Here is a 14,739-nt window from a genome sequence, read left to right as displayed (position 1 = left end):
CGGCGGGCGGGCAACCGGTCAGGGGCGCGGGGGGCGGTGCTCGGCGAGCCGGGCGAAGTCGGCGACCGTCAGCTGCTCGCCGCGCGCCGTGGGCGGCACGTCGGCCGCCCGGCACGCCGCCTCGGCCGCCGCAGGGGAGCCGGCCCAGCCGGCGAGCGCGGCGCGCAGCGTCTTGCGGCGCTGCGCGAAGGCCGCGTCCACCACGGCGAAGACCTCGGCGCGGTCGGCCGTGGTGGCCGGCGGCTCCCGGCGGGTGAACGCGACCAGGCCCGAGTCCACGTTGGGCGCCGGCCAGAACACCGTGCGGCCGATCGCCCCGGCCCGCCTGGCGTCGGCGTACCAGGCGGCCTTGACCGAGGGCACCCCGTACACCCGGGACCCCGGCGGCGCTGTCAGCCGGTCGGCGACCTCGGACTGCACCATGACCAGGCCGCGCCGCAGGCTGGGGAAGGCGGCCAGCAGATGCAGCAGCACCGGAACGGCCACGTTGTAGGGCAGGTTGGCGACCAGCGCGTCCGGCGGCGGGCCCGGCAGCTCGGTGACCCGTAGCGCGTCGGCATGCACCAGCGCGAACCGGTCGGCGCGCGCCGGGAGGCGCGCGGCGACGGTGGCGGGGAGCGCCCCGGCGAGCGTGTCGTCGATCTCGATCGCGACCACCCGGTCGGCGCCGGCCAGCAGCGCCAACGTCAACGAGCCGAGCCCGGGGCCGACCTCAAGGACGGTGTCGCTCTCGCCCACCCCGGCGGCGCGCACGATCCGCCGCACGGTGTTGGCGTCGATCACGAAGTTCTGGCCGCGCTGCTTGCTGGGGCGCACCCCCAGCGCGGCGGCCAGCTCCCGCACCTCGGCCGGGCCGAGCAGCGCCTCGGCGCTCATCCGAAGGCCCGCTCGGTGTTGGCGGCCAGCCGCCGGGCGAGGTCGGCCTCGCCCAGGCCCTTGACCTCGGCCATGGCGCGCACCGTGACCGGGATCAGATACGGCGCGTTGGGGCGGCCACGGAACGGCGCCGGGGTGAGAAAGGGCGCGTCCGTCTCCACCAGCAGCAGCTCGGGCGGCGCCGCCGCCAGGGCCGCGCGCAGCGGGTGCGCGCTGGCGAAGGTGACATTGCCGGCGAAGGACATGAAGTACCCCTCGGCGGCGCAGATCGCGGCCATCTCGGCGTCGCCCGAGTAGCAGTGGAAGACGGTGCGCCTGGGGGCGCCGTCCTCCTTGAGGATGCGCAGCACATCGGCGTGCGCCTCCCGGTCGTGGATCACCAGCGCCTTGTCCAGCTCCTTGGCCAGCGCCAGATGGCGCCGGAACGAACGCTGCTGCGCGGCGACGCCATCGGCGCCCGTGCGGTAGTAGTCCAGGCCGGTCTCGCCGATCGCGCGGACCTGCGGCAGCGCCGCCAGCTCGGCGATCTCGGCGAGCGCCGCGTCAAGCGCGGCCGGCCCGCCCTCCGCCTCGATCCTGGGCGCCTCGTTGGGGTGCAGGGCGACGGCGGCCCAGATCGCCTCGGGATGCTCGGCGGCGATCTTGACGGCCCAGCGCGCCCTGGCCACATCGCAGCCGATCTGGACGAGCCGGGTGACCCCGACCGCCGCGGCCTTCGCCAGCGCCTCCTCGACCGTGCCCTCCTGCATGTCCAGATGGGTGTGCGCGTCGGCGACCGGCACGGTCAGTGGCTCGGGAAGCGGCGGCGGCACGGTCTGCTCGGCCTTCGCCTTGGCGGACTTGGGCATGGCCCGATCCTACGGCGCGCCGGAGCCGGGCCCGCGCCGCACGTCGTCCACGGCACCCGCCGGCAGCACCCGCACCCGATGCCCGCCGCAGTTGGGGCAGGACGGATGGATCAACGGGGAGGGCACCGGCCGGCCGTCGACCAGATAACGGATGACGCGCTCGCCCTCGGGGCCGGTGTGCCGCTCCCGCTCGAAACTCTGCTCCCAGCCGTAGCCGCAGCTCAGGCAGGCGAAGGCGAAGGACTCAGAGGTGGTCGCGCGCTCGCTCTCGGCCATGTCGGCCCCCAGGAGACTCGTGGGCACGTGGGAACACGCCGCTCCCCCTCCACGCTAACCCCGGGGCTTGGCCGCCACCACCGCGTCGAAGACCGCCCGCTTGGGCACCTCCGCCTCCCGCGCCACCTCGGCGATGGCCTCCTTGCGGCGCTGCCCCGCCTCCTCCCTGGCCGCCACCCGCCGGGCCAGCTCGGCGGCGTCCGTCACCGGCGCGGCCCGTTCGGCGCCGCCCACCACCACCGTGATCTCGCCCCTGACCCCGGGCTCGGCCCAGCGCGCCAACTCCGCCAGCGGGCCGCGCCTGACCTCCTCGTAGGTCTTGGTCAGCTCGCGGCAGACGGCCGCCGGACGCTCGTCGCCCAGCGCCTGCGCCATGGCGGACAGCGTCGCCGCCAGCCGGTGCGGCGCCTCGAAGAAGACCAGGGTGCGCCGCTCCTCGGCCACCTCCCGCAGCCGCGCCGCGCGCTCCCCCGCCTTGCGCGGCAGGAAGCCCTCGAAACAGAAGCGGTCCACCGGCAGCCCCGAGAGCGCCAGCGCCGTCAGCACCGCCGAGGGGCCTGGCACCGCCGTCACCCGCACCCCGCGCGCCACGGCGGCGACCACCAGCCGGTAGCCGGGGTCGGACACCGAGGGCATCCCGGCGTCCGTGACCAGCAACACCCGGGCGCCACCCGCCAGTTCATCGGCCAGCTCCGGGGTGCGGGCCGCCTCGTTGCCCTCGAAGTAGGAGACCACCCGGCCGCGCACCGCGACATCGAGGCCCTGCGCCAGCCGACGCAGCCGGCGGGTGTCCTCCGCCGCCACGACGTCCGCCGACGCCAACTCCTCGGCCAGCCGGGGCGGCGCGTCAGCCAACGAGCCGATCGGGGTCCCCGCCAGCACGAGAACGCCAGCTCCCGCGCCCTCCGCGACACCTTCAGCCGTGTCCTCAGCCGTCCCAGTCATCACCCCATCCTCACCCATCCGACGGAGGTTCCCGGCCACCGGATGCCAAGATGGCCGTGATGAGCAGCCAGACCCTGACCGACGCTCCCCTGGAGCACCCGCAGCGGCCCGACAGCTGGGCCGCACGGCTGCGCCGCTTCGGCTACCAGCCGTCCCGCGCCCAGGACCTGCGGGAACGGCTGGTGCCCGGATACCCGGAGCCGGGCGCCAGGCTCTGGCAGTACTTCGGCTTCTCGGCGCCCGCCGCCGGCCGGCTGGCCAGGGCCACCGGATGGGGCGGTCCGCTGCTGGTCGCGCTGCTGGCCGGGGTGTTGCGGTTCGTCAATCTGGGTCGGCCGCACGCCGTCATATTCGACGAGACGTACTACGCCAAGGACGCCTGGTCGCTGCTGAAGCACGGCTATGAGACGGACTGGCCGGAGAAGTCCAACGAGCTGATCATCGACGGCACCATCCCGCTGGGCGACACCGCCTCCTACGTGGTGCACCCGCCCGCCGGGAAGTGGATGATCGCGGCCGGCGAGTGGCTCTTCGGCCTCACGCCCTTCGGCTGGCGCTTCATGGTGGCGCTGCTCGGCACCCTCTCCGTGCTGATGCTGTGCCGCATCGGGCGGCGCCTGTTCCGCTCCACCGCCCTTGGCTGCCTCGCCGGGCTGCTGCTGGCGGTCGACGGGCTGCACTTCGTGATGAGCCGCACCGCGCTGCTCGACCTGGTGCTGATGTTCTGGCTGTTGGCCGCCTTCGGCTGCCTGCTGATCGACCGGGACGCGGCCAGGGCGCGGCTGGCCGCCGCGCTGCCCACCGGCGCCGACGGGCTGCTGCGCTCCGACACGACCGTGGGCGAGCGCCTCGGACTCGGCCTGCGCCCCTGGCGGCTGGCGGCCGGCGTCTGCCTCGGCCTGGCGTGCGCCACCAAGTGGAACGGCCTCTATGTGCTGGCCGCCTTCGGCGTCCTGACGGTGCTGTGGGACGCGGGCGCCCGCCGCGCCGCCGGCGCCAGGGCCGCGCACCGCGCGATGCTGCGGCGGGACGCGGCGCCCGCCTTCCTGTCGCTGGTCCCGGTGGCGCTGGCCGTCTATGTGGCGTCCTGGGTCGGCTGGTTCGCCACCTCGGGCGGCTACTACCGGAACTGGCACAACGGGGCCGGCGCCGACAGCTCCTGGTCGTGGGTGCCTGGGCCGCTGCGCGGCCTGTGGCACTACACCTTCCAGGTCTACGACTTCCATGTGGCGCTGACCTCAAGCCACCCCTACGAGTCCAACCCCTTCGGCTGGCTGGTCGCGGCCCGGCCGGTCACCTACTACTACGCCTCCGCCGACCCGGGCGAGCCGTACAGCGCCAGCGACTCGGCGGCGGGGGGCTGCGGCTACGCCAGCGGCTGCGTCCGCGAAGTGCTCGCGCTGGGCACCCCGTTGCTGTGGTGGACCGCGTGCGTGGCGCTGGCCTACGCCGTCTGGCGCTGGCTCTTCCGCCGCGACTGGCGCGCCGGCGCGGTGCTCTGCGCGGTGGCCGCCTGCTATCTGCCGTGGTTCCTCTACCAGGAACGCACCATCTTCTACTTCTACGCCGTGGTGCTGGTGCCGTTCCTCTGCCTGGCGGTGGCCCTCCTCGTCGGCGCCCTGCTCGGCCCCCCCGGCAGCTCCGAACGCCGCCGGGTGATCGGCATCGTCACGGTCGGCGTCCTGGTGCTGCTGATCATCTGGAACTTCATCTATTTCTACCCCCTCTACACCGCCACCGAGATCCCCCGCGACGGCTGGCGCGCGCGGATGTGGTTGCCGAGTTGGATATAGCCAGCCGTCCGGTCAGGGCTACGGCGGGTAGCCGGTAGGCTGCGAGGGGCGGGGTGGCATGCGCGACTCCACGGTGCCGGTGGACCGTCGCGGGGTGGCGGCGGGGTGTTCGCGGCGAGACGAGGGGGCAGGGGCCAATGGATCGGAAGCAGCGGATCGCGGTCGTGGTCGGGGTGTGCGCGGCGGTGGCCACGGTGGTCGGCTTCGGCGCGTACGCGTTCAACGACGACGAGGACGGCGGCGGTTCGGGATCGGCCGCCGAGGGCGAGGACAGCGAGGGCGAGGGGCCGCTCAGCGCCGAGGAGGTGACGGCCACGGCCGGCGCCTTCCTGGACGCGTGGGCCGCCGGGGACACCGCGGCGGCGAGCCGGTTGACGGACGAGCCGGACGCGGCCCGCCTCGGCCTGGCGACGCTGACGGAGAACGACGCGGTGACCGCCCTCGCCACAACGGCCGCCGAGCCGCTCGACGCCTCGGTGCCGTTCGACGTGGCGGCCGAGATCACGCACGAGGAGGAGATCCACGCCTTCGCCTACGAGAGCCTGTTGACCGTGGTCAGGGACGAGGACGGCACTCCGGTGGTCGACTGGGCGCCGGCCGTGCTGCATCCGGCGCTCGCCGAGGGGCAGACGCTCCAGATCGGCCCCGGGGGCGAGTTGCCCCCCATCGAGGTGCTGGCCAACGACGGTGAGGTGTTGACCGCCGACGAGTTCCCCGGTCTGGTGCCGCTGCTCGATGAGCTGCGCGAGCGGTACGCGGAGGCGTCGGGCAGCGACCCGGGCGGCGCGGTGCGGATCACGGACGCCGAGGGCGAGCCGGTCGAGGTGCTGCTGGAGCTGTCGGAGCCGGTCGCCGGGACGGTGCCCACCACTCTGGACCGGACGATCCAGCAGGCCGCCGAGGCCGCGGTCGCCGAGACGGAGCGCGGCTCCGTCGTCGCCGTGCGGCCCAGCACCGGCGAGATCCTCGCGGTGGCCAACGCGCGGTCCGACGGGCCCGACATAGCGCTGGAGGGCAGCTACGCCCCCGGCTCCACGTTCAAGATCGTCACCGCCTCGCTGCTGATGGAGCAGGGCCTGGCCGATCCGGGCGCGGCGCACCCGTGCCCGCAGTACTTCGAGCACGGCGGTTGGGAGTTCCAGAACCTCAACGAGTTCGAGATCGAGAACGGCACGTTCACGGACAGCTTCGCCGCCTCCTGCAACACGGCCTTCATCAGCCAGGCGCCCGAGCTGGCGGACGAGGACCTCGGGGACCACGCGCGGAAGTACTTCGGTCTCGGCCTGGAGTGGCAGGTGGGCGCCACCTCGATGGACGGCCGGATCCCGCCGGAGTCCCAGGCGCAGATGGCCGCCCAGCTGATCGGGCAGGGCGCGGTCCGGATGAACCCGCTGACCATGGCCTCGGTCTCGGCAACGGTGAAGAACGGCTCGTTCCTCCAGCCGTATCTGGTGCCCACCGACTTCGCCGAGCGCCAACTGGTGGGCACGGAAGGCCCGTTGCCGGCGGCGGAGCAGCTGCGTGGGTTGATGCGGCACACCGCGACTGCCGGTACGGCCGCCGAGGCGATGTCGGGTCTTGGCGGCGACATCGGCGCCAAGACCGGCTCGGCCGAGGTGGACGGCCAGGAGAAGCCCAACGCGTGGTTCACCGGCTACCGCGACGATCTGGCGGTGGCGGCCGTGGTTCCCGACTCCGGGCACGGGGGCGAGTTCGCCGGTCCCGTGGTGGCCGACGTGCTGCGCGCCGCCCCCTGAGTCCTCGCGTGTCAGGGCCGGCTCGTACGCTGGTCCCGCGCCTGGGCAGGCGTGGGACCAGAGAGGGAGTCATGCGCGAGATCGCGGTCTTCAGCGGCAGCGCCCATCCGGAGTTGGCCCAGGAGGTCTGCGCGCATCTGGGGGTACCACTCCTACCCAGCAAGGTGGATCGTTTCGCCAATGACTGTCTCCAGGTCCAGCTCGCGGCCAACTGCCGGGAGCGCGACGTCTTCCTGATCCAGCCGCTGGTCAAGCCGGTGCAGGAGAACCTCGTCGAGCTGCTGCTGATGCTGGACGCGGCGCGGGGCGCCTCGGCCGGCCGCACCACCGTGGTGCTGCCGCACTACGCCTACGCCCGCTCGGACAAGAAGGACGCGCCCCGGATCTCCATCGGCGGCCGGCTGATCGCCGATCTGATGGTGACGGCCGGGGCCAGCCGGGTGTTGGCGCTGACGCTGCACTCGCCGCAGGTGCATGGCTTCTTCGCGGTGCCGGTCGACCATCTGCACGCGCTGCGGGAGTTGGCGGCGCACTTCAGGGGCCAGGATCTGAGCAACGCGGTGGTCGTCTCGCCCGATCTGGGCAACGCCAAGGAGGCCGCGGCGTTCGCCAGGCTGCTGGGCGTTCCGGTGGCCGCCGGCGCCAAGCAGCGGTTCAGCGACGACCGGGTCACCATCAGCTCGGTGATCGGCGAGGTCGCCGGCCGGGATGTGATCGTGTTGGACGACGAGATCGCCAAGGGCAGCACGGTGCTGGAACTGCTGGGCAAGCTCAGGGAGTTGAAGGCCCGCACGATCCGGGTGGCGTGCACGCACGGCCTGTTCTCACAGGGCGCCCTCGGCCGGTTGAGCGCGGAGCCCGACGTGCTGGAGATCGTCTGCACCAACACGGTGCCGATACCGGCCGAGGAGCGCACCGAGAAGCTGCGGGTGCTCTCGATCGCCCCGGCACTGGCCGAGGCGATGCGCCGGATCCACAACGGGGAGTCGGTCAGCGCCCTCTTCGACCAGTAGCGCGCCGCTTCGGCCTGGGCGTCAGGGACAGATGCCGGGGACCGTCGTCGGCTGGCTCACGGTCAGGGCGCGGTCGACCTGGTCGGTCCAGTCATAGCTCACACCGCTCGCGCCCACCGTCAGCCCGTTGATGCCGGTGTTGTTCCAGGTGTGCGCGAAGGCACTGCGCGCCGTGAGGTCGGTGCACGCTCCCTGGCCCTCGAAGACCAGCGCCAGGCTGCCCGTCGCCACGTTCATGTCGCCGCCCGCCTTCTCGGGCCACATCAGGAAGCCGACGCCCCAGCCGTTCACATCCGCCGCGTCCTCGCGGCTGACGTTGGGGAACGCGGGGGTGTCACCGGCGTAGTGGACCACCTGGAGAACGGGGCTCACCTCGGTGTCGAACCAGGTGGCCACGGCCTGGTTGCCGGTCATCGGATGGCCGGGCACGCTGCTCCAGTCCCACTCGGCGAACGCCACCCAGCGCTCCTTGCCGTTGACCTGGCCGATGCTGTAGACGGCGGGCGCGGTCACCTGCACCTGGTCCGCCGGCGGGATCTCGGTGGCCGGCCCCGGCTGGTCCACCCGGCTGAGGCAGGCGAACGCGGCCAGCCGCTCGTCGATCTCCGCGTCGTCGTGCCCCTTGGCCCGCAACCCACCGACCAGCGACAGGAGTTGGTCCGCTCCCCGCTCGGTGTCGGCCGCCACCCGCGGTGCACACGCGGCCTCGCCCGTGGCGCGTGGCTCGGCCGCCGCGCTCGGCGCGGACAGCGGCGTGAGCGCCACCGCCGCCAGCAGTGTGGTCGCCAGCAGTGTCAACGGCCCACGTCGCGCCCCTGATGTGCGTCGCACCTGGCCTCCCGACTTGTCGATATGGCTACTTTGCGCAAGGCGTCGCATCCTAGTCGCAAATCGGTGGGGACGAAAGAATCCCCCTCGGATCGGCACGAAGGGGATACACACCGTCACATGGGTGCTCGATGAGGCGAGTTGGCCGGCCGACAGGCCGAGGCCCGGCGCCGGACCCCGTGGGTCCCGACGCCGGGCCTCGTCCTTGAAGACACCCGGTCGCGGCTCGAAAGCCGGGTCGTGCCACGGCCCGTGGGCCGCTTCCAGCTCAGCTGACCCCAGCGGGCTCCCGCTCCCGCGTCACACTGTCGCGCCCTTTGCCATTGGCCTCCAGGTAGCGTTCAAGGGACTCGCCCTCGACATCCACGTTGGGCAGGATGCGATCCAGCCACTTGGGCAGCCACCAGGCACGGTCGCCGATCAGGCCCAGCAGCGCGGGCACGATCGTCATCCGGACCACGAAGGCGTCCAGCAGCACGGCGGTGGCCAGGCCGAAGCCCATCATCTTGATCATGGCCTCGTCGCTGGTGACCGCGAAGCCGGCGAACACGCTGATCATGATGACCGCGGCGGCGGTGACCACCCGGGCGTTCAGCTTGAAACCGCTGATGACCGACTGACGGGCGTCCTCGCCATGCACATACGCCTCGCGCATCCGCGTGACCAGGAAGACCTCGTAGTCCATCGCCAGACCGAAGATCACACCGACCATGAAGATCGGCATCAGGCTCATGATCGGCCCGGTCTCGTGCACGCCGATCAGGTCGGCCGCCCAACCCCACTGGAAGACGGCGACCACGGCGCCGAGCGCCGCGAGCACTGAGAGCAGGAAGCCGAGCGCCGCCTTCAGCGGCACCAGGATGGAGCGGAACACCAGCACCAGCAGCACGAACGCGAGGCCGACCACCAGGGTCAGGTAGGGCACCAGCGCGTCGGACATGACCTTGGAGAAGTCGATGCCGGCCGCCGTGACGCCGGAGACCAGCACCTTCGCCCCGGTGTCGCTCTCCACCTGCGCGGCGACGTCGTCCCTGATGTGCTGCACCAGATCGGACGTCGCGCTGTCCGAGGGGCCGGTGGAGGGGAACGCCAGCACCGTCGCGACGGTTCCGTCCGGGTTGACGTTCGGCGGCGCGGTGGCGACCACGCCGTCAAGGCCCCCGAGCCGGTCGGTCACATCGGCGGCGACCTGCTCGACGTCCGCCCCGCCGGTCGCGTCGATGACCAGCATCAGCGGACCGTTGAAGCCCGGACCGAAGCCCTCGCTCAACATGTCGTAGGACTGCCGCAGGGTGGTGTCCTCGGGCTGGGTGCCGTTGTCCGGCAGGCCCTGCTCGATGCTCGCCACCGGAATGGCCAGGACGCCCAGGCCCACGACGGACGCGGCCAGCACCAGCCCTGGGCGCTTCAGCACGGCCTTGGCCCAGCGGGTGCCGCCGTTGTCCTTGCCCGCCTTGTTCAGCGAGGCCGGAACGCCGGTCTCCGGGTTCTGCGCACGGAGCTTGCGGCCGAAGATCCGCTTGCCCACCATGCCGAGCGCCGCCGGCACCAGGGTCAGCGCGACGAACACCGCGATCACCACGGCCGCGGCGGCGGCGAGACCCATCTTGGTGAGGATCGGGACGTTCGCGACGGCGAGGCCGGCCAGCGCGATGACCACCGTGAGACCGGCGAACACCACGGCGGACCCGGCGGTGCCGACGGCCCGGCCCGCGGCCTCCTCCTGGTTGTGTCCCTCGACCAGCTCCGCTCGATAGCGGGAGGCGATGAACAGGGCGTAGTCGATGCCGACCGCGAGGCCGATCATCATCGCGAGGATGCCGGTGGTCTCGGAGAGGCCGAGCGTACTGCTCAGCGCGGCGATACCGATCATGGCGACGCCGACGCCGACCAGCGCGGTCAGCAGCGGCAGACCAGCGGCGACCAGCGAACCGAAGGTGATGACCAGCACGATGGCGGCCACCACGATGCCGATGATCTCACCGCCGCCCATCTCCATCTCCTCCATGGCGACCTCGCCGCTGGCCTCGACGGCGAGCCCGGCGTCGCGGCCGGTCTCCATCGCGTCGATCAGCTGCTGGCGCATCTCATGGGTGATGTCGCCCCACGCCGCGTCGTAGGACACGGTGAGGTAGGCGGTGGAGGCGTCCTCACTGACGGAGGACGTCTCGAACGGGTCGGTGACGTTCACGACCAGGTCGCCGTCCACGAGCAGCCCGCGGACGTCGTCGATGGTCTCCTGGTGGGCCGGCGTGTCCAGCCGCTCCCCCTCGGGAGCCTGGAAGACGACCTGGGATTCGAGGTTCTCCGCGCCGGCCTGCGGGAACTCCTCCTCCATCAGGTCGAAGGCGTCCTGGGACTCCGTCCCAGGCAGGGCGAATTCGTCGGTGGGGGGCGTACCCGCCGTCGCGGCGGCGCCGCCGACGCCGACGAGGAGCGCCAGCCAGACCAGCGCCACCCACCAGCGGCGTCGGAAGCTCAGGCGCCCGAGTTTGTACAAGAACGTAGCCACGGGGCAGGTTCTCCTGTCCGGGTGTCGTGATTCGAATTAGCAGATGAGTCAGCTCATGTCACGAGACGCGGCACAGGCCATTGGGGATGAGTCCACGAAGCGCTTGTGATGCGAATCACTTTTCGTGCCGCTTTGTGACTTGCCGCTGCTTTCCGTGACCCGAAGCATGGAGCTGTGAGCGACGAACCGAACTCATCTGACGCACCGCCGAACCCGCGACGGGACTCCGCATCCGCGGAACCGGACGGGTACCTGAGATTCCCGCATCTCCACGGTGACCTGTTGTGCTTTGTCGCCGAAGACGATCTGTGGCTGGCGCCCTTGCCCGCCGCAGGCCCAGGCCGCTCGGCGAAGGGCCGGGCCTGGCGACTCACCGTCGATCGTACCCGGTTGGGTCCCCCTCGGTTCTCTCCCGACGGAGGGCACATCGCCTTCACCAGCTGGCGCACCCTGGACCCGGAGATCCACCTCACACCGGTGGACGGCGGGCCCGTGCGGCAGCTGACGCACTGGGCCTCCTACGACACCCGGGTGCGCGGCTGGACCCCGCCCGACGCCGCCGGCGGCAGCCGCGTGCTGGCCATCGGCTCCCACCAACAGCCGTTCTCGCACTTCGCCCGCGCCTACACGGTTCCGACGGCCGGCGGTCCGGGCGACGAGCTGCCCTGGGGGCCGGTCTCCGACATCGCCGTCCACGGCCACGGCGCGGACCGCCGCACCCTGCTGCTGAACGGCGCCGCCTCCCATGACCCGGCCGACTGGAAGCGCTACCGAGGCGGCGGCACGGGCCGCCTCTGGCTCCACGGGGAACGTCTTCTGGCGGATCTTGGCGGCCAGCTGAACAGCCCGATGTTTGTCGGTGACCGCATCGCGTTCCTCTCCGACCACGAGGGGGTGGGCAACGTCTACTCCTGCCGCCCCGACGGCACCCAGCTGTGGCGGCACACCGACCACGACGCGTTCTACGCCCGGCACGCGTCGACCGACGGCCACCGGGTGGTCTACCAGTGCGCCGGCGAGCTGTGGCTGCTGGACGACCTGGGCCCGGGGTCGGTCCCGCGCCGCCTGCCCGTCCGCCTGGGTGGGCCCCGCAACGGACGCCGCCCCTATCAGCTGCACACGGCCACCCATGTGGACTCCCTCACGGTGGACACCACGGGACGGGCCAGCGCGATCTGCGTGCGCGGCGGGCTCTACTGGCTCACCCACCGCGACGGACCGGCCCGCGCGCTGACCGACGCGCCGGGGGTCCGCGTCCGCCTGCCGCAGATGCTGGGCGACACCGGCCGCATCGCGTATGTCACGGACGCGGACGGCGAGGACGCGCTGGAGATCGCCCACCTCCCCCGCGTCAGCGGTGGCCGCGAGCCGCTGCGCCTCGCGACCGGCCCCCTGGGCCGGGTACGCGAACTACTCGCCACCCCCGACGGCACGACCCTGGCTGCCGCCACCCACGACGGCCGCCTCCTCACCATCCGCATCCCGGACGACGCGACGGATGCCTCCGGCGGCGAGACGGAGGCCGGTGCCTCCGGCGGAGGGGCGGACGCCGTCGCCGGCGGAGGGGCGGCGGCGGGTGGGTCCTCCGCCGGCGTGGTGGGAGCCGGCGTCGCCGCCAGGGTGCGGGACAGCCGCGCCGAAGCCCCTGCCGGGGAGGCGACCGAGGCCGACGCCGACGAGGCAGCCGCTGGTCCGGCCGGTCAGGCCGGCGTCGGCGAGGATCCCGCCGAGGGGGCCGATGTGGCGGTTCTCGCAGAGGTCGTCGAAGTGGCCCGGTCGGTGAACGGCCCGGTGCGGGATCTCGCGTTCTCGCCCGATTCGGCGTGGCTGGCCTGGGCGCACCCCGGGATCGGGCGTTCGTTGACGCAGATCCGCATCGCCGAGTTCGCCGCCGACGAGCCGACGGTGCTGGAGGTGACGGACGGGCGGTTCGAGGACGAGGAGCCCGTCTTCACCTCGGACGGTCGGTATCTCGCGTTTCTCTCCTGGCGGGGCTTCGATCCGGTCTACGACGTGCACACCGGTGGGCTGTCGTTCCCGTTGGGGTGTCGTCCGTATCTGGTGCCGCTCTCCTCCGCGACCAGGTCGCCGTTCGCGATCACCCCGGAGGGTCGGCCGGCCGCCGGGGGGCTCGATCCGGACGAGGCCGGCGGCGAGGGCGCGGACGCGGGCAGCGGCGAGGGGCGGGTGACGGTGGAGGCCGAGGGGCTTGGCAGCCGGGTGACGCCGTTCCCGGTGGCGGCCTCCAAGTACTCGTCGCTCCATCCGGTGAGCGGCGGCGGCCTGGTGTGGCTGCGCTGGCCGATCTCCGGTGCCCTGGGGGAGACGTTTCTCAATCCGGACAACACCTCGGGCAAGCCGTCGCTTGAGCACTTCGATCTGGCGAAGGCCAAGCGCAGCGAACTCGTCGAAGGGGTCGACTGGTTCGCGCCCAGCGGCGACGGTTCGCGGCTGGTGGTCAGCGAGGACAACGACCTGTCGGTGGTCTCCGCGACCGACAGCACCGACAGCGACGCCGCGGTCCGCGTCGATCTGCGGCGGATCGTGCATGTCGCCGACCCGGCGGCCGAGTGGCGGCAGTCGTTCGAGGAGGCGGGCCGGCTGGTCAGGGACTACTTCTGGGATCCGGGGATGTGCGGTATCGACTGGCAGGCGGTGCTGGCCCTGTACCGTCCGCTGGTCGACCGGGTGGCGAGCCCCGACGAGTTCGCCGATCTGCTGACCGAGACGATGGGCGAGTTGGGCACCTCGCACGCGTATGTCAGTGCCGGCAGGTTCAATGAGGGACCGTGGCACTACCAGCGGCCCCAGGGGTTGCTGGGCGCCAACTTCGCCCGGACGAAGGACGGCGCGGGCTGGCAGTTGGCGCGGGTGCTGCCCGGGGACTCGTCGGATCCCAAGGCCCATTCGCCGCTGGCGGGTTCGGGGGTGCGGGAGGGCGCGGTGCTGACGCATGTCGGGGGTCGGCCGGTGGATCCGGCCCTCGGGCCGTGGCCGTTGCTCGCCGGCACCGGCGGCACCAGCGTGGAGTTGACGTTCGCCGACGAGTCGGGCCGGCAGCGGCGGGTCGCGGTGATGCCGCTGATCGACGACCGGCAGTTGCGCTATCAGGACTGGGTGGCGCGCCGTCGGGAGCTGGTGCGGGAGTTGAGCGGCGGGCGGTGCGGCTATGTGCACATCCCGGACATGGGCGGCTCGGGTTGGGCGCAGTTCAACCGCGATCTGCGGCGGGAGTTCGACCGCGAGGCGTTGATCGTGGATGTGCGGGGCAACGCCGGCGGGAACATCAGCGAGTTGGTGGTGGAGAAGCTCAGCCGCACCATCCTCGGTTGGGATCTGACGCGGAACGCCCAGCCCGTCTCGTACACGTCGAACGCGCCGCGCGGTCCCGTGGTCGCGGTGGCGGACGAGGCCACGTCGTCGGACGGCGACATGATCACGGCCGCGTTCCGGCTGCTGGGTCTGGGCCCTGTGGTGGGTTCCCGGACGTGGGGCGGGGTGGTCGGCATCACGGGGGAGCACAAGCTGGGGGACGGCACGGAGATCACGGTGCCGATGAACGCTGCCTGGTTCGACGCCTACGGCTGGGACGTGGAGAACCACGGCGTCGCTCCGGACATCGAGGCGCTGCGCACCCCGCTGGACTGGGCGGAGGGACGGTCCGTCGTCCTGGACACGGCGGTGCGGGTCGCGCTGGATCTGCTGGAGCGCCATCCGGCGGCCAGCCCGCCCGGCTACCAGCGCATCCCGGATCGCGCGCGCCCCCCGCTGCCGCCGCGCACCGTGGCCCCGGGTTCGGCCCTGGAATGCGAGGACGGCGAGTCCGTGTGACGCTGGACGGGGACGGCGGTTTATCCCGTTTGCCCCAGATTGCCGCCAAACCGGCTTTCT

At 72.4% G+C, this 14,739-nt stretch carries 10 protein-coding genes; 4 read left to right on the top strand and 6 right to left on the bottom strand.

Annotation, left to right across the window (positions count from 1 at the left end; genetic code table 11):
• Positions 1-18 precede the first annotated feature (18 nt).
• From rsmA to rsmI, 4 genes are read right to left on the bottom strand one after another with little or no spacing between them, the layout of a single operon-like run.
• Entirely contained in the window at positions 19-876 is an 858-nt protein-coding gene (gene rsmA, locus K4G22_RS18525; protein WP_228081400.1) for a 16S rRNA (adenine(1518)-N(6)/adenine(1519)-N(6))-dimethyltransferase RsmA, read from the bottom strand.
• Positions 873-1,724, bottom strand: coding sequence for a TatD family hydrolase (locus K4G22_RS18520; protein ID WP_228081399.1), 852 nt, complete (start codon positions 1,722-1,724; stop codon positions 873-875). Before K4G22_RS18520 ends, rsmA begins: the two co-directional genes overlap by 4 nt.
• 9 nt (positions 1,725-1,733) lie before the next feature.
• A complete protein-coding gene (locus K4G22_RS18515) occupies positions 1,734-2,027 on the bottom strand; it encodes a hypothetical protein (protein WP_228081398.1) in 294 nt (97 codons plus the stop codon).
• Between the two features lie 27 nt (positions 2,028-2,054).
• On the bottom strand, positions 2,055-2,945 hold the full coding sequence (rsmI, locus tag K4G22_RS18510) for a 16S rRNA (cytidine(1402)-2'-O)-methyltransferase (protein ID WP_228081397.1): 891 nt from the start codon (positions 2,943-2,945) through the stop codon (positions 2,055-2,057).
• A gap of 59 nt (positions 2,946-3,004) precedes the next feature.
• Between rsmI and K4G22_RS18505 the strand changes: the two genes are divergently transcribed.
• From K4G22_RS18505 to K4G22_RS18495, 3 genes are all read left to right on the top strand, one after another.
• On the top strand, positions 3,005-4,738 hold the full coding sequence (locus K4G22_RS18505; RefSeq protein ID WP_425336718.1) for a dolichyl-phosphate-mannose--protein mannosyltransferase: 1,734 nt from the start codon (positions 3,005-3,007) through the stop codon (positions 4,736-4,738).
• Positions 4,739-4,875: 137 nt separating this feature from the next.
• Positions 4,876-6,495 (top strand): penicillin-binding transpeptidase domain-containing protein, encoded by a 1,620-nt coding sequence (locus K4G22_RS18500; RefSeq protein ID WP_228081395.1) that lies wholly within the window; start codon positions 4,876-4,878, stop codon positions 6,493-6,495.
• A gap of 71 nt (positions 6,496-6,566) precedes the next feature.
• Entirely contained in the window at positions 6,567-7,508 is a 942-nt protein-coding gene (locus K4G22_RS18495) for a ribose-phosphate diphosphokinase (protein WP_228081394.1), read from the top strand.
• A 21-nt stretch (positions 7,509-7,529) separates the two neighbouring features.
• Here the strand turns inward: K4G22_RS18495 and K4G22_RS18490 are convergent, their stop codons facing one another.
• Complete coding sequence (locus K4G22_RS18490) at positions 7,530-8,339, bottom strand: hypothetical protein (RefSeq protein WP_228081393.1); 810 nt, start codon at positions 8,337-8,339, stop codon at positions 7,530-7,532.
• A gap of 265 nt (positions 8,340-8,604) precedes the next feature.
• A complete protein-coding gene (locus K4G22_RS18485) occupies positions 8,605-10,848 on the bottom strand; it encodes an MMPL family transporter (RefSeq protein ID WP_228081392.1) in 2,244 nt (747 codons plus the stop codon).
• Positions 10,849-11,100: 252 nt separating this feature from the next.
• Here K4G22_RS18485 and K4G22_RS18480 point away from each other — a divergent pair, with 252 nt between their 5' ends.
• The gene (locus K4G22_RS18480) at positions 11,101-14,679 is read left to right on the top strand and encodes a S41 family peptidase (RefSeq protein WP_228084144.1); all 3,579 of its coding nucleotides are present in this window, start codon (positions 11,101-11,103) and stop codon (positions 14,677-14,679) included.
• Positions 14,680-14,739 lie beyond the last annotated feature (60 nt).

The organism is Streptomyces profundus (assembly GCF_020740535.1).
Taxonomy (GTDB): domain Bacteria; phylum Actinomycetota; class Actinomycetes; order Streptomycetales; family Streptomycetaceae; genus Streptomyces; species Streptomyces profundus.
The sequence above is the reverse complement of the archived record's forward strand: the minus strand, read 5'-3'. Positions and strand labels throughout refer to the sequence as shown.